This is a genomic window from Corynebacterium sp. KPL2895 (genome assembly GCF_040225815.1).
Taxonomy (GTDB): Bacteria; Actinomycetota; Actinomycetes; order Mycobacteriales; family Mycobacteriaceae; genus Corynebacterium; species Corynebacterium rhinophilum.
This window is the reverse complement of sequence record NZ_JBEHFY010000011.1, coordinates 59,314-78,548: the sequence shown is the minus strand read 5'-3', so window position 1 is coordinate 78,548 and position 19,235 is coordinate 59,314. Positions and strand designations below refer to the sequence as shown.

Below are 19,235 nucleotides of genomic sequence, written 5' to 3'. Positions count from 1 at the left end.
GAAGTTCACACAGAGAAATCGTAGGCCTGCGCTGGTCCAATCTATCTAGGAGCGAGCTGGGAATTGCGTACCTAGATCCCGTGATAGATAAGTCCAGCCCACATCACCCCGCGCCAGGCTAAAACCACTCCGATCCCGATGGTCCAAAAGAGGTATTTGCATAGGGGCCACCATTGCCGCTGTTTGACCATTTCCCCTAGCTCTTTCGCCATGGTGGACCAGGTGGAAAGTCCACCGGCGAGGCCGAGGGCGAAGAGGGGATGGGTGAAGGGGGCATCGGCAAGCTGCGAAAAGCCCACCGCCAAGCCAAAAACCAAGGAGCCCAGGATATTGGATACGAAGGTGCAATACGGCGAGGGCAGCAGGCGGGTAAAACCGTAGCGCGCCGCGCCGCCGAGAAAACCGCCGATAAGGACGAAGAGCAGGTTCATCGCAGCTTATCCCCAGCGAGGTAGGCGGCGGTGCAGCCCACGAGCGTGGCCGCGACATAGGCCAGGGCGATGCTCCAGTGGGAATCTGCGGTGAAGAAAGCAAAGCCAGCAAAGCTGGTAAAACCGCCCAAGAATCCGGTGCCCCAGAAAGGCCCGGGGCGGGTATATCCCATCAGCGCGCTGCCGACGATGTTGAGGATAAGCAGCGGGATCAGCCCGCCGCCGAGCGCGATAGTTAAGAGATAGCGGGCACCGGCGCCGAGCGCGGCACCGGACCCGGCGATGAGGAAGTGAGGCATGGGGCCCATCATAGTGGGCGAAGTCTCAGGAAAAGCACAGGGCATTGTATCTGAAAAAGGGAGGTTAAACGCTAAACTAATCGGCGTGAACAAGACGTTTGATGTGGTGAGCTTTATTGCTCGCTTTGGCATGGCCGCGGTGTGGATCATCGCCGGCGTAGAGAAGATGGCCCACCCGCTGGACACCATGCAATCTATCGAGGCCTATGAGATTTTCACGCCCGAATGGTCTGGGTATTTGGTCCAGCTCATTGGCCCGCTAGAGCTGGTGGGCGGAATGCTCCTTCTGCTGGGGATTTTCCTCCGCGAGTCCTCCAAAGTTGCGGCCGTGGTCATGGTGCTTTTCATGGTCGGCATTCTCCAGGCATGGCTGCGTGGGCTGGACATCGATTGCGGGTGCTTTGGTGCTGGTGATGCTGCTGCGGAGCCCGGCATGAACTACGGGCTGACGCTGCTTCGCGATGCCGCCTTCCTCGCCCTTACCGCATGGACCATCAAACGCCCGTTCACGAAATTTGCGCTCCACCCGTAGTGGTGGGCACAGTAGGTTGAAAGAGTCCGAAAGTATCAACAGGCAAGGTTTAAATGAGCAAAGTAAGTGACCCAAATGCCAAGTCTGGCAATGGTTTCATCTGGGGCGTCGGCGTCCTCCTCGTTATTATCGCCGTGGTCATTGGCTACATCGTGTGGAATGGCAAGCAAGCCAATGAAATCGAGGTCAATATGTCCATGGACTATAAGGACAACGCGATTACCCTGAAGTCCGATGCGGCCAATGACGATACTCCAGAAGTAGATCTCTACGAAGACTTCTCCTGCCCCCACTGCGCGGAGTTGGCGGAAAGCACCGATGAGGAGATGAAGCAGGCGATTGAGGATGGCAAGCTGGTCGTCCACGTGCGCACACTGAATTTCTTGGACAAGGTGCGTGATGAAAACAATGATGGCTACTCCACTAAGGCTGCGGCAGCCTTGTCGGAACTAGCTAAGTCCGGCGATGTGAAGACCTACTGGAATTTGCGCGACTACATGATGCAGAACCAGCAGAGCGTTGCCACCAAGTGGGACATCGAGGACATCGCTGACCAAGCGAAGGAGCTCGGCGCCGAGGATGCCGTGGTTGATTCCATCAAGAACGTGGATATCGAGCAAGGTAATAAGGTTGGCAAGGCAAACTCAGACAAGCTGAAAAAGGAAACCGACTCCGTTTCCTCGCCGCGCGTTGTCCAAAACGGCAAGGATATTCCGGATAAGGATTCTGGTCAGTCTTTGAATGACTGGGTAGACGTCGCCACCAAGTAGCAGGCGATTTGGTGAGTTAAATACTCGCCATGTATATTCATACGAGTTGCGGCCCACAGGGTTGCACCTCGTATATGGGGCTATGGCGCAGCTGGTAGCGCACCACACTGGCAGTGTGGGGGTCACGGGTTCGAATCCCGTTAGCTCCACAATATAGTGTCCCGAGGCATCGTTGAAGAACGGTGACTCGGGATTTTTTATGCGAAAACACGTCTGGTTCACCGTGTGTTGGTGGTGTCGCCTGTTAACAAAGAATCATGTAATGTAACCCGTGTAAACCGTTGGAACCTTTTTGAAAATGGGAAATCATATGGATCTTACTGTGAAAGCTGCGGCTGCTGGCGCAATCTCTGCAGCCGCACTTGCACTTTCTGCTCCCGCCGCCACTGCGGCGATTCCTGGGAACCCAATGTCTGCTCCGACGTGTGCTAATCAGCAGGTCGTTTTTGTTCCTGGCGGAGCGAATACTATTCCGTCAGCACCTTCGGATGTTCCGCACGGTCTGATTACCGGACAGATGGGCGTAAAGCTCGGACTCCAGCCGGATACGAACGCCACCTTTGTGGGCTACCAGGCCTTCCCATTTGCTGTGTCGAAATATTCTGACTCTTCTAACGAAGGATATAACCGCACGGCAGCTAAGATCCAGCAAATCCAGAATGATTGCCCGAATAGTAAGATTTCCTTGGTCGGTTACTCCGAGGGAGCAGATATTTCCGCACGCATCATCAACGATGCAGCGCACGGGCGCGGACCACTTGATAAAGATAGGTTTGCATCTGCAGCCCTCTATGCCAACCCGTATCAAGGCGGTAATGGTGCTGCGCAGTATCACGATGACATGTCCAATGCGACCGGCGCGCTAGGCCACCTCGGCGGTGGGTACGGCGAACTGGGGGCTGACGTGCTTGAGGTTTGCAACCCGCAGGATATTATTTGTAACTACCCACAGGAATATCTGGGATTGGTATCCCCGTCCATGGAAGTGGACGCGGTACACGGCAAGCTTCCTCTGCAGCAGATCGTAGGTGAGGCTGCGCAGCATGGCCCAATGGATAATATAAACCTGTTGCGCGGACAACTTGCGCACCTGCAGTACGGTGGTGCTGAATTTCAGGCAGGCATCGATTGGATCAATAACCACTAACCAGAAAACTCATAAAAATATCCCGCATAGTTCAAAACTATGCGGGATATTTTCTTCCTACTTACTGCAGAGCGTGGCCGATGAACTGGCCATAAGCTGCGGTGCCGTGGGCATTAAGGTGCAGTGGTAGGTTGCCGGGAGCTGGTGGTACTGGGTCAACGAGGTTAACCCACCAGCGGTCTGGGGAGCACATGTCATGTCCTTCAGATATGGGCTGTGCATCTAAGAATGTTGCGCCGTTTTGCTCGGACACTTCGCGCAGGGTGTTTTGCAGGCGCTGCTCTGTATCAGAGACGGCTGCGATAGGCAGGGGAATGATCGAAGAGGTCAGGCAAGTGGTGTTCTCCCGGGTAATGTGCGGGTAACCTACGACAGTCACCTTGGCATTTGGCGCATGTTGGTGGGCTATATCGAGTGCACTGCGGAGACCACCGCGAATCGCACGGTCGGAAGCCTCGATATCCGATTTGTAGGGGTAAGTGTCATTTGCGCCGGCAACGATGACGACATTTTTGGTCTCGTGGTTGAGGTTGCCGTCTTCTGCTGCCTTTCGGAGAGAATTATCGACGTGAATACCGCCAGTGGCTAAAGAGGCACCTGCGCATTGGTACTGGTCAACGTGTGCACCGGAAACATTGTTCATCTCAGTGGCAATGGCGTTATCGGTAACGCAACCTACTCCGGTATTGGCCTTCTTATGTGCCTTGTTCAGTGCATGGTCGGTGAAGGTTGGGTTGGCTACAATACTGTCACCAACGAGAACAGTGTTTCCTGGGACTGCAGCTGTGCCAACGGTACTCGTGCCCACAAGCGCTGTGATGAAAGTAGCAGCTGCGGCGAGCTTATTAATACGCTTCACTTTTATTCCGCGTTTATTTTCTGGGAATAGGGGAGGGGTAGGGCCTAGTTCCTTAGACCATTGGTAATAATACCTGCCATTCCTGTGTGCCCTACATCAGTTGGGTGCATAGGCATCACGGAAGGAGCCGTGGGGGTCTTAGCAATGACAGCCCACCGGTGGTTGGTATCCGGCTGGCAAGGATCGTGCGTTTTCGCTTGGTTGTGTAGATCGATGAAGTTCACGCCAAGGGAGTCTGCGGCACGTCCGATTTCGCGGTTGAACTCTTCTTCGGCGCCAGTAACACCAGGGATGGACAGTGGCAGCTGCATCCGGTCGTCATTGATCACACAGAGGGTGTCATTAACCGTCATCGGGATGTAGTTGACCATTGTGATGCGGGCATTCGGGGCGACGGACCGAATTTTATCGAATTGTGCGGTCAGTAATCCGCGGTAGGTTGAGCCCTTAGGGATATTTGGGGCGGCGGCGTTAGCCAGTGCATCGACATAGGAGCCAGGCTGTAAGCCGCCATACATGAAGGCGACTTCTTTCGTATCGGGGCCGATATTTCCGGTACGGATCGCGTGTTCGACGTGGGCAGCTACCCAATAACTGGTTCCGTTGCATGTGTAGTCCGCAAGGCTGTGGCCGAGATTCCGGGCGGTTTGGTGTGGCCAGTTGTGGGTGTCATTGCCACACGTGTGGACTGGAATACCAGGGATAGAGAAGGGGCTGACTGCTGCGCGGTCCCCAGGGGCGCCGCCGTTAGCGGAAAAAGAGTCGCCGAAAGTGACCATTTCCTTTCCGTGGGGCTCTGCTGCGTTGGCAGACTGGGCCATCGTCAAGGCGGCACCAAGTGCGAGGAGACCACCGGCGATCTTCTTTTTAATACTGTTAATTCCGATCATAGTTATCCTTTTCAATTCGAGAGAGACAATTTACCATTCGGTAAATGCTTTATATGCAGCATCTTAGTGCGCCGTAGGCCAATAAACTAAATGGTAAAAGCTGTCAATTAGGGTGTGGGATATGTAATCACTTTTCCGTCCTAACCTGGTGTGCTACTGAAGCGGTTATGCTGGTCAATATGCAGACCTTTGCGAAGCAAGTAAGCGATAAAGACCAAGCTGGTGCTGAGGCTGCCGGCCTCCGGTGGTTGGGTGAAGCCACGGATGCGGTAGCCACAGTAATTAGCGCCGACGACAAGGAAATCGTTACAGAACGCATCAACGAGGTAGTGCCCACTTCAGAGGCCGCGCGAAAATTTGGTGCAGAGCTCGCGCGCGTGCACCGCGCTGGGGCGCCGGCCTTTGGCAGTGCGCCGGAGGGGTGGGAAGGCAAAAACTTCATCGGCACCATCGAGCAGGAGTGCACGCCCACCGATAACTGGGGTGAATTCTATGCCCAGCAGCGCGTGCTGCCCTTTGCGGAGCCGACCGGAATAAGTACCGCGCAAAGGGACTTGGTTAAGCGCGCTTGCGATGCGATCGCCGCCCGCAGCTGGGATGTGGCCCCCGCACGCATCCACGGTGACCTGTGGGCGGGCAACCTGCTTTTCGATGCCCAGGGTGGCATCATGATCGACCCCGCCGCTCACGGCGGACATCCCCACACGGATTTGGGCATGTTGGCGCTATTCGGCGCGCCCTATATAGAGGAAATCTTCCGCGGCTATGGGGCGCCGCAGGATATTGAGACCTGGATTCCCATGCACCAACTGCACCCACTGGCAGTACACGCGCTCACCCACGGCTCGGCGTATAACCGGCCGCTAGAGCGCGCGGCGCTCGCCACGCTAGAGGCGCTGGCTTAGCTGGTTGGACCCTGTGGCATCTGGCGCTTATGGCCACCTCGGTGCCACAAGGTTTCGATGCGTTCGCGGGAGGCATCGGGAACCGCCTTGCCCTCTAAGTAGTCATCGATGTGGGCGTAGGTGACGCCGAGCGCCTCTTCATCGGGAAGCTGCGGTTTATCGTCTTCCAAATCCGCGGTAGGGACCTTGGACCACGTGGACTCTGGCGCACCTAAGTGCTTGAGCAATGCCGCGCCTTGGCGCTTATTTAGCCCGGCCAAAGGGAGGAGATCCGCTGCGCCATCGCCCCACTTGGTATAGAACGCGGTGACGTTTTCGGCTGCGTGATCCGTACCTACAACCAGCGCGCCCACCTCGCCGGCGATGGCATATTGCGCGGTCATGCGCAGGCGCGCCTTGGCATTGCCGCGATTGAAATCATTCAAGGAATCTTGGTTCACCGCGCGCGCCACTTCTTGGCTCAGCGCCGCGGTGGCCGGCTGAATATCAACGGTGACCCGGTGATCGGGGTGGATGAAATCAAGGGCGATCTGGGCATCGTCCTCATCGGCCTGCGTGCCGTGGGGCAGGCGTACGGCCCAAAAATCGGCGCCTTCTACCCGCTCTACTGCCATCTGGGCGAGCTTTCCCGCCAAGGTGGAATCCTGGCCGCCGGAAATGCCTAGCACGTAGCCTTTGGCACGGGTCAGTTCCAAGTATTCCACGAGGAAATCTACGCGGCGGGCAACTTCCTCTTCTGGATCGATAAAGGGGCGTACATCCAGCTGTTTTATGATGGATTGTTGCAAGTTTTCGGCATCGGGTGACATGACGTTCATCGTAGTCTCCTGACACAATTGCGTGCTGTGAATAAAGAAAGTTATGTCAAGGTAGTTGCAGCAATTGCCGCCCTTGGCGGTTTATTATTTGGATACGACACCGGCGTGATGTCCGGTGCTTTGCTGTATATCACCCCGGAATTTAATATGACAGCCCACCAAGAGGGGTGGGTGACCTCCATGCTGCTGGTAGGTGCCGCGGTAGGTGCTTTGACCGCAGGCCGCATTGCGGACCGGTTTGGCCGCCGCTTTACGCTGATTGCCGGCGGCATCATCTTTGTTTTGGGCTCCATCTGGTGTGCACTGGCGGGCTCGGTGACCATGCTAGCCACGGCCCGTACCTTCCTGGGCTTTGCCGTCGGTGCGGTATCCATTGTTTCGCCCATGTATATCTCGGAGATGGTGCCAGCCAAGATCCGCGGACGCATGGTCTCCCTGAATACCCTGTTGATCGTGGTAGGCCAGTTGCTGGCCTACCTGGTGAACTCGGCCCTCGCGCCCACTGAAAGCTGGGAATGGATGCTGGGACTTGCGGCCGTACCGGGTGCGGCCCTGGCTGTGGGGATGATCTTCTTGCCAGAAACCCCAGTCTGGTTGGCCACGCACAATAAGATGTCGCGGGCCCGCGAGGTCGCAAGCCGCGCCGGGATGGATCTGGCGGAGCTTACCTCCCAGGAGACGGCGCGTCGTTCCAGCGGCTCCGAGTGGAAGGCGCTGAAGGCCAATCGCTGGATGCAAGTGACGGTATTGCTCGCCATGCTGATGGGCCTGACCCAGCAGATTACTGGCGTTAATGCCATCGTCTACTTCGCGCCCACCATGATGAGCCAGGTAGGAATTTCCACCACCAACTCGGTCTATACCTCGATTGTCATTGGTGTGGTCTCCGTCATCGCCTGCTGGGTGGGCCTCAAGGTGGTCGACCGTATTGGCCGCAAGCGCCTGCTGCTTATCGGCCTGACCGGCAACGTGATTTCGCTATTCATCTTGTCCGTGGCGTACTCGCACGCAGCCGATTCCACCACGATGGCGATGGTCTCACTGGTATTCATGGCCTCGTTCATTGCCTTCCAGCAAGCAGCGGTCTCGCCGACGACCTGGCTGCTCATCTCGGAGCTCGTGCCCCTGCAGGTACGCGGCTTGGGCATGGGCATCGCCGGGCTCTCGCTGTGGGCCACCAACTGGGCCGTGGCCCAGTACTTCCTGCCGCTGGTGGAGTGGCTCACCGGCCCGGTGGCCTTTGGAGTCTTTGGCGTGCTGGGGCTCATCGCCATCGGCTACACCCGCATTTTGGTACCAGAGACCATGGGACGTAGCCTGGATGAGGTAGGCGAGGAGATGAAATCCCGCTACTCGCGGGAATCCGCACCCCATTAAGTCCTAGTGTTTTGGTCTTAATGGCCGCGTGAGGTAAAATTATTCCTCGTGTCATGGCTGGGGATTCCCAGTCCGTGCTTTATTTACTCAACCGCATGTAGATTGCGCATAACGAAAGGAGCGCCCGATGAAGGTCCGTAAGTCCCTTCGGTCGCTGAAGAAGAAGCCGGGCGCCCAGGTTATTCGCCGCCACGGTAAGGTCTTCGTGATCAACAAGAAGGATCCCCGTTTCAAGGCCCGTCAGGGCTAATTGAAACTTAAGAAAGTCCGCCTCCTCCGAGAATTTGGAGCGGGGCGGATTTTTTATTTCTACGCTTCGACGCCAGAATGTGAACTTTGCCACATGTTTAGGTGAATAGAAGGTAAACCCGCAGGAATGTCAGGCGTGTAGTTTCACGGTTGGGTGCCGGGGCGGTCAACATGTGGGGTCTCGCCCCTGGCCCTCCTGGGAATATCATGGGTGTAACTACTATATGTTGTGTTAGTTGCGGTCAATTCCCCCAAAGTATAGTGTCGTTGGTGTCGCTCAGAGCGGTGCAGGAAGTGGCCTGAAAAGGGGTCAGAACCTCCGCTTTCTACGAGCAAAAGCTATCTCGCAAAAGGATTTTAGGGAGTTATTATGTCTATCACCGTCTACACCAAGCCTGCTTGCGTTCAGTGCAATGCCACCAAGAAGGCCCTTGACCGCGCGGGTCTGGATTACAACGTGGTAGATGTCACCGTGGACGATGAGGCCCGTGACTACATTATGGCTCTGGGCTACGTCCAAGCACCCGTCGTAGAAGCCAACGGCGGGCACTGGTCCGGCTTCCGCCCCGACCGCATCAAGAACCTTGCCGAGCTAGCCGCCTCTGCGTAAGTAGCCGAGGAGGGAGGTGCCGTCATGTTGGTCGTGTATTTTTCCTCTACTACGGAAAATACGCACCGGTTCGTGCAGAAGCTAGGTTTCCCTAGCGCGCGAATCCCCCTGCGCCGCACCGATGAGCCGCTAGTGGTCAACGAGCCTTTCGTCTTGGTGTGTCCCACCTACGGCGGAGGAGCTTCCATTAGCCACCAAAACTCCCGGCCCGTACCGGTGCAGGTAATTAGATTCCTTAATAATGAGCACAACCGCAGTTTTATTCGGGCGGTTATCGCCGGAGGAAATAGCAACTTCGGCGCCGATTTTGGCAAGGCTGGTGACGTCATCAGCGCCAAATGTAAGGTGCCCTATGTATATCGTTTCGAATTGCTCGGAAACGATGAAGATATAAAAATTTGTCGCGAAGGCCTGCTGGCTAATGCTTCCCAGTTGGGACTGGATGGGGCAGCCTAGCCGCGGTGCGACACACCTAATAGAATCCTGATTTTAAGAAAGGTCGCGTCAGCTGTGAGTACGCAATTGGGAAAGACCGTAGCAGAGCCAGTATCGCAGGAAGAGCAGCTGGATTACCACGCGCTCAACGCAATGCTGAATCTCTACGACGGAGACGGCAAGATTCAATTTGATAAGGACCGCGAGGCCGCCAATCAGTTCTTCTTGCAGCACGTTAATCAGAACACGGTCTACTTCCACGACTTGGAAGAGAAGATCGATTACCTGGTGCGCAATAAGTACTATGACCCAGCGGTCATTGAGGCTTATGACTTCGAGTTCATCAAGTCCCTATTCAAGCGCGCCTACTCTTATAAGTTCCGCTTCAAGTCCTTCCTTGGCGCCTATAAGTACTACACCAGCTATACGCTGAAGACCTTCGACGGCCGCCGGTACCTGGAGCGCTTTGAGGACCGCGTCTCCATGACGGCGCTTTTCCTTGGTGATGGCGATGGTGAGCTGGCAGAGCGCCTCGTCGATGAGATCATGACCGGCCGCTTCCAGCCGGCTACGCCAACCTTCCTGAATGCCGGCAAGCAGCAGCGCGGCGAATTGGTTTCCTGCTTCCTGCTCCGCATCGAAGACAATATGGAATCCATCGGTCGTTCCATCAACTCCGCGCTGCAACTGTCCAAGCGCGGCGGCGGCGTGGCCCTGCTGCTGTCCAATATCCGCGAATCCGGCGCGCCGATTAAGCACATTGAGAACCAGTCTTCTGGCGTCATCCCTGTGATGAAGATGCTGGAGGATGCATTCTCCTACGCTAACCAGCTCGGTGCGCGCCAGGGTGCGGGCGCGGTGTACCTCAACGCCCACCACCCGGACATCATGAACTTCCTCGACACCAAGCGCGAGAACGCGGATGAAAAGATCCGCATTAAGACCCTGTCCTTGGGCGTGGTGATCCCGGATATCACCTTCGAGCTGGCCAAGAACAACGACGACATGTACCTGTTCTCGCCGTACGACGTCGAGCGCGTCTACGGCAAGGCCTTCGGCGATATCTCCGTTACCGAGCATTACGAAGAAATGGTGGAGGATCCGCGCATCCGGAAGAAGAAGATCAACGCGCGCCACTTCTTCCAAACCGTGGCGGAGCTGCAGTTCGAGTCCGGCTACCCGTACATCATGTATGAAGATACGGTAAACCGCGCCAACCCGGTCAAGACCTCCCGCATCAATATGTCCAACCTGTGCTCGGAGATATTGCAGGTCAACTCCGCTTCCGAGCTCAACGCGGATCTTTCTTATGACCAGGTGGGCAACGATATTTCCTGCAACCTGGGTTCGCTGAATATCGCCATGACCATGGACTCGCCGGACTTCTCCCAAACGGTGGAGACCGCGATTCGGGGGCTGACCTCGGTGGCGGATAAGACCTCCATCGATTCCGTTCCATCCGTGCGCAAGGGCAACGATGACTCACACGCCATCGGCTTGGGCCAGATGAACCTGCACGGTTACTTGGGTCGCGAGAACATCGAGTACGGATCCGAGGAGGGGTTGGACTTCACCAACGCCTACTTCGCCGCCATCATGTACGCAGCCCTGCGCGCCTCCAATAAGATTGCCCGCGAGCGCGGCACGACCTTTACCGAGTTCCCCGAATCCGATTACGCCAGTGGCGAGTTCTTTGACTCCTACGATCCGGCGGAGTTCCAGCCGCGCACGGAGAAGGTCAAGGCTCTTTTCGATGCCTCCTCCATCTACACTCCCACCGCAGAGGACTGGGCGGAGTTGAAGGAGGACGTTGCCAAGCACGGCCTCTACAACCGCAACCTGCAGGCGGTGCCGCCGACGGGCTCGATTTCCTATATCAACAATTCCACCTCGTCCATTCACCCGATTGCCTCCAAGATTGAAATCCGCAAGGAAGGCAAGATCGGCCGCGTATACTACCCGGCTGCGCATATGGATAACGACAACTTGGAGTACTTCAAGGACTCGTACGAAATTGGTTACGAGAAGATCGTTGATACCTATGCTGAGGCCACCAAGTACGTGGACCAGGGGCTATCGCTGACGCTGTTCTTCAAGGACACCGCTACCACCCGCGATGTGAATAAGGCGCAGATTTACGCTTGGCGCAAGGGCATTAAGACCTTGTACTACATCCGCGTGCGCCAGATGGCGCTGGAAGGCACCGAGATCGAGGGCTGCGTTTCCTGCATGCTCTAAGCGCGGGCGCGGTCCAGGATAGCGCGGGAGGTGCGCTCGGCGGCTTCGGCCTCGCCGGCGTCAATCTCCCGCGCTAAATCCATATGTAGCTGAGTGGTGCCGCGAATTGGATCCCGTTTGCGGGAGCCAAAAACGGATTTGCCCTTCAAGATAGTCAGCAACGCCGGTGCCAGCGCCGCGATCATCTCATTGCCGGAGGCCTCCAAGATAAGGGTATGAAATTGCAGGTCGGTTTCGAGTTCTTCGCCTACCCGGGGGGAAGGGGTGGTCTCGAGCTCGCTGAGCCGGCCCGCCAGTCGCAGCAATTCGCGGCGCTGCTGTGGGCTGGCATTGCGCGCGGCAAGCTGCGCCGCCACCGGCTCGATACCAAGGCGCAGCTCGTTGAGTCGCGCCACCTGTTCCGCGTGCGTCTTATCGTGCGCCAGCCGCCACGAAATAACGGCGGGATCATAGACCGCCCAACTGCTGCGCGGCAGCACCTTGAGCCCCACTCGGCGCCCGGAGGAAACCATCCCCAGATGCTCGAGGGTACGCATGGCCTCGCGCGCTACGGTGCGGGAGATGCCAAAGCGCTTTTCGATGTCCCCAAGGCGAAACCGCGTGCCCTCCGCCATTTCCCCGCTGACGATATCCGTGCCCAGCTGGTCTACTACAGGGCCTAAAAGGGGAGTGGTTTCTGCCATGGCGCGGGCGTCCTTTCCTGGCTGTGTACTGCGCTTTTATTATAGGTGCGGTGCGGCGGGATGATGCGGGTTGGCATTGGGTATGCTGGGACTCGAAATTCTACACAGTGAAGCATTGGAGTGACATCGCGTGTCGCACGAATACGATGACTACGTTGCTAGTCATGACAGCCCGGTAAAAGCTATCAACTGGAATACCATCCCCGATGACAAAGACCTCGAGGTATGGGAGCGGTTGACCGGTAACTTCTGGCTCCCGGAAAAGGTCCCAGTCTCTAATGATCTCCCCAGCTGGAAGACGCTGACGGAAAAGGAAAAAGAAACCACCATGCGGGTCTTTACTGGCCTGACGTTGCTGGATACCATCCAGGGCACGGTCGGTGCGATCTCCCTGCTTCCGGATTCGCAGACCCTGCACGAGGAGGCGGTGTATACCAATATCGCCTTCATGGAGTCGGTGCACGCCAAGTCCTATTCCAATATCTTTATGACCTTGGCTTCCACCCCGATGATCAATGATGCCTTCCGCTGGTCCGAGGAAAACGAGAACCTGCAGAAGAAGGCGAAGATCATCTTGGCCTACTACAACGGTGATGATCCGTTGAAGAAGAAGGTGGCCTCTACGCTGCTGGAGTCCTTCTTGTTCTACTCCGGCTTCTATCTGCCGATGTACTTCTCTTCCCGGGCGAAGCTGACCAATACTGCCGATATCATCCGCCTGATCATCCGCGATGAGGCCGTGCACGGGTATTACATTGGCTATAAGTTCCAGCAGGAATACAAGAAGCTGGATGAAAAGCGCCAGGAAGAATTGAAGGACTACACCTTTGATCTGGCCTTTGAGCTCTATGACAACGAGATCGACTACACCGAGGACCTCTACGACGAGCTGGGCTGGACCGAAGACGTCAAGCGCTTCTTGCGCTATAACGCCAATAAGGCCCTGAATAACTTGGGCTTTGAGGGCCTCTTCCCAGCCGATGAGACCCGCGTCTCGCCGGCTATCCTGTCCTCTCTTTCTCCCAACGCCGACGAGAACCACGACTTCTTCTCGGGCTCGGGTTCGTCCTATGTCATTGGCAAGGCCGAGGACACCACGGACGATGACTGGGACTTCTAGCCGTTCTTAGTCCCCGCGCACCTTCGCTTCGGACTCAACCGAAAGGTTGATAACGAGCGGGGGTGCGTTTTTCGGTTTTTGACCTGCACATCTCGCAGGCGTTGTGACATATGACACCCCTGCCTGCCCTAAAGAATTTAAACCTTAAATCGTGCCCGCCCCACGTGCAGGGGGTATGTGACGGTTGTGGTTATTGAGGGAATACCCCCAAGCTGGAGGACCATTAAGAGAAGCTGGCAAGAACGGGGGAAAATGTCCTAATATAATCGAAGTAAACCTAGGTGTAGGTGGACCCAGTCCGCTGACACTTTGTTATTCAGGAGGATTCTATGACCGCTGTGGCGCCACGGGTCGACGATTACGTCGCTCCCACACGTCCAGAGCCAACCGGTAGGGAAAAGACCGGTTCAAAGGCTTGGGTATTTTTAACCACCACCGACCACAAGCAGCTCGGCATCATGTACTTGATCATGGCCTTCAGCTTCTTCTTCCTTGGTGGCTTTATGGCATTGCTGATCCGTGCGGAGCTTTTCACCCCGGGTCTGCAGTTCCTGTCCAATGAGCAGTTCAACCAGCTGTTCACTATGCACGGCACCGTGATGCTGCTGCTGTTCGCTACGCCAGTTGTTTGGGGCTTTGGTAACTACATCCTGCCTCTGCAGATCGGCGCGCCGGACGTGGCCTTCCCACGTCTGAACTCCTTTGGTTTCTGGGTAACCCTGCTCGGCGGTGTCGTCATGCTGCTGGGCTTTATCACTCCTGGTGGTGCGGCTGACTTCGGCTGGACCATGTACATGCCGCTTGCCGATGGCGTACACACCCCCGGCATCGGCGCCGATATGTGGATCGTCGGTGTGGGCGCTACCGGTGTCGGTACCATTGCCTCCGCCATCAACATGATCACCACCATCTTGACCCTGCGCGCACCGGGCATGACCATGTTCCGCATGCCGGTCTTCTGCTGGGGCATCTTCACCGCCTCCGCCATCGTGCTGATGATCTTCCCGCTGCTGACCGCAGCCGCCTTGGGCGTGCTGTATGACCGCAAGCTGGGCGGCCACATCTACGATTCAGCTAACGGCGGTGCCATCCTGTGGCAGCACCTGTTTTGGTTCTTCGGCCACCCTGAGGTCTACGTCCTCGCACTGCCGTTCTTCGGCGTTGTCTCCGAAATCGTTCCGGTCTTCTCCCGCAAGCCGGTCTTCGGCTACATCGGCTTGGTCTTCGCCATTCTGGCCATCGGCTCGCTGTCCATGGCCGTGTGGGCACACCACCTGTTCGTCACCGGCGCCATCCTGCTGCCGTTCTTCTCGTTCATGACGTTCCTTATTGCGGTGCCTACCGGTGTGAAGTTCTTCAACTGGGTCGGCACCATGTGGAAGGGCCACATCACCTGGGATACCCCGATGATTTGGGTCATGGGCTTCATGGCTACCTTCCTTTTCGGTGGTATGACCGGTGTTATGCTCGCTTCTCCGGCGCTGGACTTCCACTTGGCTGAGTCCTACTTCCTGATTGCGCACTTCCACTACACCCTGTTCGGTACGGTTGTGTTCTCCGCCTTCGGTGGCCTGTACTTCTGGTTCCCGAAGATGACCGGCCGCATGCTGGACGAGCGCTTGGGCAAGATTCACTTCTGGCTGACCTTCATCGGCTTCCACGGCACCTTCCTGATTCAGCACTGGGTCGGCAACATGGGTATGCCGCGTCGCTACGCCGACTACCTGGAGTCCGATGGCTTCACGGTCTTCAACCAGATTTCCACCATCTTCTCCTTCGTCCTCGGCGCTTCCGTTATCCCGCTGGTCTGGAACGTCTTCAAGTCCTGGCGCTACGGTGAGGTCGTTACCGTGGATGACCCATGGGGCTACGGCAACTCTCTGGAGTGGGCAACCTCCTGCCCGCCTCCGGGCCACAACTTCACCTCCTTGCCACGCATCCGTTCCGAGCGTCCGGCATTCGAGCTGCACTACCCGCACATGGTTGAGCGCATGCGCGAGGAAGCTCACGTGGGCAAGCACTAAGGCCGCACTTTAACTCCTGACTACAGCCGCCTTCCCCAGCCTCTTAGAGGTAGGGAGGGCGGCTTTGGCGCGTGTGGGATAATGGTCGTTGTGAATACTCAAGCTGACACCACGACCATTACTAGTCTCGGACCAGACGCTCCCGGAGCGGCCGCCGCTTTCTTTACTGCGTTGGCTGATTTTCCCGTCCCGCTTGCCGATGTCCACCTCGCCACCGCCTCCAACCACCTCGCCCTCACCGCGCAGTGCGATCTGTCCAGCACCGATACCGCAGCACTAGGGGATCGCGTGCGCGAGGCCATGGCGCCGTTCGAGCATGAGGTGTCTATTGCACAAAGCTATGCTGTTGCCATTATTGGTGAGGAGATAAACGCGGGGGATATTAGCGCGGTGCAGAGCGCCGTGAATGGGGAGACGGTCCGCATGCGCCGGATAGCGCTGGATTCCCTTTTCGCCGTGGAACTTACCGTGGCACTAGAAGATGCCGCCGCGGCGCGGCGGGCTCTGCGGGAGATTGCCGCTGAACGCGGTATCGATATCTCCCTCGAGGGCCTAGGCCATCGCGGCAAGCGTTTGGTGTGCTTCGACTGCGATTCGACCCTGATTGAAGGTGAGGTCATCGAGATGCTCGCCGCCCACGCAGGCAAGGAAGCAGAAGTGGCCGCCGTAACCGAGCGCGCCATGCGCGGCGAATTGGACTTTGAGGAGTCCCTGCGCGAGCGCGTCGCGGTGCTGGAGGGCCTGGATGCCTCGATTATCGATGAGGTCGCCCGCGATATCGAGCTGACACCCGGCGCTAAGGAAGCGATCGGACCCCTCCACCGTCTGGGCCACCGCACCGCCGTGGTCTCGGGTGGCTTTATTCAGGTGCTCGAGGGCTTGGCCACAGACCTCCAGCTCGACTACGTGCGGGCCAATACTCTGGAAATCCGCGATGGCAAGCTGACCGGTAAGGTCATTGGGAAGGTGGTCGACCGCCAGGCCAAGGAAGACTTTCTGCGCGAATTCGCCGCGGATTCCGGAATCGGGATGGAGTCCACCGTTGCGGTGGGCGATGGCGCCAATGACATCGCCATGGTCACCGCCGCCGGGCTGGGCGTCGCTTTTGATGCGAAGCCGGCGCTGCGCGAGGCCGCCGATGCCTGCATCACACCGCGCCGCCTCGACGCCGTCCTACCGATGTTGGGAATTGCCAATGTCTAAGTTCGAGATAGCGCACCAACGCCTCGTTGCCGCCTGTACCGCTCGGGATTCCCACGAGGACCCCGCGGATCCGTCGACCGTGCAGGCGATGCAGATAGCCCTCCACCTCCCCAAGCAGGATCCCCCGGCGCGCAGCGAGGTGCTTACCGCGGCCGCCCGCGCCGTGGTGGCCGCCTGTCTAGATGACCGCGCCGGCGAGGACGGTGCCTTCGCCGCGGCGCTCGCGCAGTGGTACGGCCACCGCATCCGCAAGATTGCCCGCCGGGCGCGCAATAAGGCGTGGCGCGATGTGCAGCTGCTGCCTGGTGTCACCGTGGATGACCGCGCGCGTGCCTTTGCACCTTCAGCGGTGGGGGAGGTGGACCCGCTCATTAGCAAGCTGCAGATCGGCCACACCGACCTCGCGATGGACGAGTCAGGGCCTCCGCTTGCCGATGCCCCCATTATCTACGTCGACCGCAGCCTCGCCATGACCGCGGGCAAGGCCGCCGCCCAAGTGGGCCACGGCTCGATGATGCTCGCCGCCGCCATGAGCCAAGAGGAGGCTGCGGCTTGGGCGGCAGAAGGTTTTCCGCTCTCTGTCCGCGAGGCGGACGCAGAGACATTTCGCACCGCCTGCGCGCAGGAGGACGCGGTAGTCATCATCGATGCCGGGTTTACTGAGATCGCCCCGGATTCGGCTACCGTGTGTGCGCTGCGGCGACCAATCGCTTAAGGGCACCGCGCACCGTTTCTGGGTTCGTGGTTTGCCAGAACCGCGGCATGGATGCCTTGAGGAATGCGCCGTAGCGCTTGTATTCCAGCCGGTTATCCAGCACGGCGACGACCCCACGGTCCGTTACGTGGCGCAAAAGCCGCCCGGATCCCTGCGCCATGAGGAGCGCCGCGTGATTGGCGGAGACCTCCATGAACCCGGAGCGGCCGGCGGCGTCGGCTGCCTGGGAGCGGGCCTGCAGCAGTGGGTTATCGGGTCGCGGAAAGGGGATGCGGTCAATGAGGACTAGCGAGCACGATGGCCCCGGCACATCCACGCCTTGCCAAAGCGTCAAGGTGCCAAAGAGACAGGAGTTCTCCTTCGTGGAGAACTTATCTACCAGCGTGCCGATGGCATCTTCGCCCTGCACATACAGGTCAAACGGCAAACGCGGCGCCAGGGCCTCCGCGGCCTCTTCCGCCGCCCGGCGCGAGGAGAATAACCCCAGCGTGCGCCCGCCGGCGGCCATGATGAGCTCGTATATTTCTTCCAAGGTTTCGGAGGACAGGCCATCCCGCCCCGGCGCGGGGAGGTGTTTCGCGGTATACAAGATGCCGGCCTTCGCCGGGTCAAAGGGCGTTCCTGCATCGAGCGTGTCATACGTACCGGACGGCAGGCCCCATTGTGCCGCCATGGCGTCGAAACGCCCGCCCAGCGCCAGCGTGGCCGAGGTAAGCACCACCGTTTGCTCCCCAAATAGGTTCTCGCGCAGCATGTGCGCGATAGACAGCGGCGCGACGGCGAGGGTATCGGTGCCTTCCAGCCACACCACATCGTCTTGCGCGGCGGGGTCGTCGGTGGCGAAGACTTCCAGGATCCGCCGGATCGCCTCGGCCAAGTCCGTGAGGTGATTACTTAAATTTTGGCGCTCGGCGTTCTTTTCGGGGTCATCGTTGGCCTCGCCTTCTGGGGCGCGGGAGATGAGGGATTTAACGCGCAAGAACTCATCGGCAAGCGCGCGCAAGTGCGCCTGGGAGGTCTCATCCAAATCCGTCCACCGGCCGGGCTCCTGGACGCGCAGCAGATCATCGAATTCATCGGCCAACTCCGCTAGGTTTCCGGCATTGCCCAGTGACTTTGCGCGGTTCGCCGCCATTTTAATGGCGCGGGAGGTAATCTCCGCGGTGGAAACGGAGGTAATGCGCCCATCGAGCTCGTGTGCCTCATCGATGATCGCCACATCATGTTCGGGCAGGATACTGGCCTCAGAGATGGCATCGATGGCGAGCATGGCGTGGTTGGTGACGATGATATCGACATCGGCAGCAGCCCTGCGGGCCTCTTCGGCGAAGCAATCCGCACCATGCGGGCAGCGCCCGGCTCCCAAGCATTCATTTGAGGTCACCGATACCGCCCGCCACACCAGATCCGGAACGCCGGGCTCTAAATCGTCCCTGTCGCCGGTCTCGGTCTCCTGCGCCCAGTCGTGGATGCGGCGCACGGCCTTGCCGCGGTAGGAGATATCGGATTCATCGATAAGAGCCTCCGGGTCATCCGGGGTAGCCGCAATCTTATTCAGGCATACGTAATTATTGCGGCCCTTCATGATGGCGAAGGTGGGGGTGCGCTCCATGACATCGGCTAGCGCCTCCGTTAGCCGCGGGAGGTCGCGCTCCACCAACTGGCGCTGCAGCGCCAGCGTGGCCGTGGAGACGACGGTGGAACCCGAGTTCATCGCATGCCGGATGGCCGGAACCAGGTAGGCCAGGGATTTACCCGTACCCGTGCCCGCCTGGACGGCGAGGTGGCGCTCCTTTTCTAAGGCCTTAGATACCGCGTTGGCCATGCGAACCTGGCCCTCGCGGCGGGAGCCGCCGAGCGCGTCCACCGCCGCGCTTAGCAGCGTTTCCGTGTCGTGGTTTAGGGGCTCATCTGCGGGGTCACTCACCCC

20 protein-coding genes and 1 tRNA gene are annotated in these 19,235 nt (G+C 58.2%); 14 read left to right on the top strand and 7 right to left on the bottom strand.

Annotation, left to right across the window (positions count from 1 at the left end; translation table 11 throughout):
* Positions 1 to 71 precede the first annotated feature (71 nt).
* Positions 72 to 431, bottom strand: coding sequence for a fluoride efflux transporter FluC (locus ABRP95_RS06700; RefSeq protein ID WP_239270136.1), 360 nt, complete (start codon positions 429 to 431; stop codon positions 72 to 74).
* Positions 428 to 730, bottom strand: coding sequence for a fluoride efflux transporter family protein (locus tag ABRP95_RS06695; protein ID WP_239270137.1), 303 nt, complete (start codon positions 728 to 730; stop codon positions 428 to 430). The genes ABRP95_RS06700 and ABRP95_RS06695 overlap by 4 nt, the downstream gene beginning before the upstream one ends.
* Before the next feature lie 85 nt (positions 731 to 815).
* Here ABRP95_RS06695 and ABRP95_RS06690 point away from each other — a divergent pair, with 85 nt between their 5' ends.
* From ABRP95_RS06690 to ABRP95_RS06675, 4 genes are all read left to right on the top strand, one after another.
* The gene (locus ABRP95_RS06690) at positions 816 to 1,262 is read left to right on the top strand and encodes a MauE/DoxX family redox-associated membrane protein (protein WP_284771035.1); all 447 of its coding nucleotides are present in this window, start codon (positions 816 to 818) and stop codon (positions 1,260 to 1,262) included.
* Between the two features lie 53 nt (positions 1,263 to 1,315).
* Positions 1,316 to 2,032 carry a DsbA family protein gene (locus ABRP95_RS06685; RefSeq protein ID WP_284771036.1) on the top strand — a complete coding sequence of 239 codons (717 nt, stop codon included), beginning with the start codon at positions 1,316 to 1,318 and terminating at the stop codon, positions 2,030 to 2,032.
* 76 nt (positions 2,033 to 2,108) lie between these two features.
* Positions 2,109 to 2,181 (top strand) — tRNA-Ala (locus tag ABRP95_RS06680).
* Between the two features lie 149 nt (positions 2,182 to 2,330).
* Complete coding sequence (locus ABRP95_RS06675) at positions 2,331 to 3,179, top strand: cutinase family protein (protein WP_349839127.1); 849 nt, start codon at positions 2,331 to 2,333, stop codon at positions 3,177 to 3,179.
* A gap of 61 nt (positions 3,180 to 3,240) precedes the next feature.
* Here the strand turns inward: ABRP95_RS06675 and ABRP95_RS06670 are convergent, their stop codons facing one another.
* The gene (locus tag ABRP95_RS06670; RefSeq protein ID WP_284783333.1) at positions 3,241 to 4,038 is read right to left on the bottom strand and encodes a GDSL-type esterase/lipase family protein; all 798 of its coding nucleotides are present in this window, start codon (positions 4,036 to 4,038) and stop codon (positions 3,241 to 3,243) included.
* Positions 4,039 to 4,082: 44 nt separating this feature from the next.
* Positions 4,083 to 4,928 carry a GDSL-type esterase/lipase family protein gene (locus ABRP95_RS06665; protein ID WP_284771039.1) on the bottom strand — a complete coding sequence of 282 codons (846 nt, stop codon included), beginning with the start codon at positions 4,926 to 4,928 and terminating at the stop codon, positions 4,083 to 4,085.
* 167 nt (positions 4,929 to 5,095) lie between these two features.
* Between ABRP95_RS06665 and ABRP95_RS06660 the strand changes: the two genes are divergently transcribed.
* Positions 5,096 to 5,833 carry a fructosamine kinase family protein gene (locus tag ABRP95_RS06660; RefSeq protein WP_349839126.1) on the top strand — a complete coding sequence of 246 codons (738 nt, stop codon included), beginning with the start codon at positions 5,096 to 5,098 and terminating at the stop codon, positions 5,831 to 5,833.
* Here ABRP95_RS06660 and nadE read toward each other — a convergent pair.
* Positions 5,830 to 6,651, bottom strand: coding sequence for an NAD(+) synthase (gene nadE / locus ABRP95_RS06655; RefSeq protein WP_284771041.1), 822 nt, complete (start codon positions 6,649 to 6,651; stop codon positions 5,830 to 5,832). The two genes, ABRP95_RS06660 and nadE, sit on opposite strands and share 4 nt — an antisense overlap.
* A gap of 27 nt (positions 6,652 to 6,678) precedes the next feature.
* Between nadE and ABRP95_RS06650 the strand changes: the two genes are divergently transcribed.
* The 5 genes from ABRP95_RS06650 to nrdE all read left to right on the top strand — a co-directional run bounded on the left by ABRP95_RS06650 (position 6,679) and on the right by nrdE (position 11,560).
* Positions 6,679 to 8,028: a sugar porter family MFS transporter gene (locus ABRP95_RS06650; RefSeq protein ID WP_284771042.1), complete on the top strand. Its 1,350-nt coding sequence runs from the start codon at positions 6,679 to 6,681 to the stop codon at positions 8,026 to 8,028.
* Positions 8,029 to 8,155: 127 nt separating this feature from the next.
* The gene (ykgO, locus tag ABRP95_RS06645) at positions 8,156 to 8,278 is read left to right on the top strand and encodes a type B 50S ribosomal protein L36 (protein WP_003847162.1); all 123 of its coding nucleotides are present in this window, start codon (positions 8,156 to 8,158) and stop codon (positions 8,276 to 8,278) included.
* Between the two features lie 369 nt (positions 8,279 to 8,647).
* Positions 8,648 to 8,887, top strand: coding sequence for a glutaredoxin-like protein NrdH (gene nrdH / locus ABRP95_RS06640; protein WP_284771043.1), 240 nt, complete (start codon positions 8,648 to 8,650; stop codon positions 8,885 to 8,887).
* A 24-nt stretch (positions 8,888 to 8,911) separates the two neighbouring features.
* Positions 8,912 to 9,343 (top strand): class Ib ribonucleoside-diphosphate reductase assembly flavoprotein NrdI, encoded by a 432-nt coding sequence (nrdI, locus tag ABRP95_RS06635; RefSeq protein ID WP_284771044.1) that lies wholly within the window; start codon positions 8,912 to 8,914, stop codon positions 9,341 to 9,343.
* Between the two features lie 54 nt (positions 9,344 to 9,397).
* Positions 9,398 to 11,560, top strand: coding sequence for a class 1b ribonucleoside-diphosphate reductase subunit alpha (gene nrdE / locus ABRP95_RS06630; protein ID WP_284771045.1), 2,163 nt, complete (start codon positions 9,398 to 9,400; stop codon positions 11,558 to 11,560).
* Here the strand turns inward: nrdE and ABRP95_RS06625 are convergent.
* Entirely contained in the window at positions 11,557 to 12,243 is a 687-nt protein-coding gene (locus ABRP95_RS06625) for a FadR/GntR family transcriptional regulator (RefSeq protein WP_349839125.1), read from the bottom strand. The genes nrdE and ABRP95_RS06625 overlap by 4 nt on opposite strands.
* Before the next feature lie 130 nt (positions 12,244 to 12,373).
* Here ABRP95_RS06625 and nrdF point away from each other — a divergent pair, with 130 nt between their 5' ends.
* From nrdF to ABRP95_RS06605, 4 genes are all read left to right on the top strand, one after another.
* Positions 12,374 to 13,363 carry a class 1b ribonucleoside-diphosphate reductase subunit beta gene (gene nrdF / locus ABRP95_RS06620; RefSeq protein WP_239269910.1) on the top strand — a complete coding sequence of 330 codons (990 nt, stop codon included), beginning with the start codon at positions 12,374 to 12,376 and terminating at the stop codon, positions 13,361 to 13,363.
* Between the two features lie 329 nt (positions 13,364 to 13,692).
* Positions 13,693 to 15,387 carry an aa3-type cytochrome oxidase subunit I gene (ctaD, locus tag ABRP95_RS06615; protein WP_284771047.1) on the top strand — a complete coding sequence of 565 codons (1,695 nt, stop codon included), beginning with the start codon at positions 13,693 to 13,695 and terminating at the stop codon, positions 15,385 to 15,387.
* An 81-nt stretch (positions 15,388 to 15,468) separates the two neighbouring features.
* Positions 15,469 to 16,590, top strand: a complete 1,122-nt coding sequence (gene serB, locus ABRP95_RS06610; RefSeq protein ID WP_349839124.1) for a phosphoserine phosphatase SerB — start codon at positions 15,469 to 15,471, stop codon at positions 16,588 to 16,590.
* Positions 16,583 to 17,305, top strand: coding sequence for a peptidyl-tRNA hydrolase (locus tag ABRP95_RS06605; RefSeq protein ID WP_284783334.1), 723 nt, complete (start codon positions 16,583 to 16,585; stop codon positions 17,303 to 17,305). Before serB ends, ABRP95_RS06605 begins: the two co-directional genes overlap by 8 nt.
* Here the strand turns inward: ABRP95_RS06605 and ABRP95_RS06600 are convergent.
* Positions 17,271 to 19,232, bottom strand: coding sequence for an ATP-dependent DNA helicase (locus tag ABRP95_RS06600; protein ID WP_349839123.1), 1,962 nt, complete (start codon positions 19,230 to 19,232; stop codon positions 17,271 to 17,273). The genes ABRP95_RS06605 and ABRP95_RS06600 overlap by 35 nt on opposite strands.
* Between the last annotated feature and the right edge of the window lie 3 nt (positions 19,233 to 19,235).

Bases quoted from the DNA above. Each gene is read 5' to 3' on its own strand.
- ABRP95_RS06625 (WP_349839125.1), bottom strand. From the start codon at position 12,243: ATGGCAGAAACCACTCCCCTTTTAGGCCCTGTAGTAGACCAGCTGGGC.
- serB (WP_349839124.1), top strand. From the start codon at position 15,469: ATGGTCGTTGTGAATACTCAAGCTGACACCACGACCATTACTAGTCTC.
- ykgO (WP_003847162.1), top strand. From the start codon at position 8,156: ATGAAGGTCCGTAAGTCCCTTCGGTCGCTGAAGAAGAAGCCGGGCGCC.
- ABRP95_RS06700 (WP_239270136.1), bottom strand. From the start codon at position 431: ATGAACCTGCTCTTCGTCCTTATCGGCGGTTTTCTCGGCGGCGCGGCG.
- ABRP95_RS06675 (WP_349839127.1), top strand. From the start codon at position 2,331: ATGGGAAATCATATGGATCTTACTGTGAAAGCTGCGGCTGCTGGCGCA.
- nrdH (WP_284771043.1), top strand. From the start codon at position 8,648: ATGTCTATCACCGTCTACACCAAGCCTGCTTGCGTTCAGTGCAATGCC.
- ABRP95_RS06605 (WP_284783334.1), top strand. From the start codon at position 16,583: ATGTCTAAGTTCGAGATAGCGCACCAACGCCTCGTTGCCGCCTGTACC.
- nadE (WP_284771041.1), bottom strand. From the start codon at position 6,651: ATGAACGTCATGTCACCCGATGCCGAAAACTTGCAACAATCCATCATA.
- nrdI (WP_284771044.1), top strand. From the start codon at position 8,912: ATGTTGGTCGTGTATTTTTCCTCTACTACGGAAAATACGCACCGGTTC.
- ABRP95_RS06685 (WP_284771036.1), top strand. From the start codon at position 1,316: ATGAGCAAAGTAAGTGACCCAAATGCCAAGTCTGGCAATGGTTTCATC.
- ABRP95_RS06660 (WP_349839126.1), top strand. From the start codon at position 5,096: ATGCTGGTCAATATGCAGACCTTTGCGAAGCAAGTAAGCGATAAAGAC.
- ABRP95_RS06665 (WP_284771039.1), bottom strand. From the start codon at position 4,928: ATGATCGGAATTAACAGTATTAAAAAGAAGATCGCCGGTGGTCTCCTC.
- ABRP95_RS06695 (WP_239270137.1), bottom strand. From the start codon at position 730: ATGCCTCACTTCCTCATCGCCGGGTCCGGTGCCGCGCTCGGCGCCGGT.
- ctaD (WP_284771047.1), top strand. From the start codon at position 13,693: ATGACCGCTGTGGCGCCACGGGTCGACGATTACGTCGCTCCCACACGT.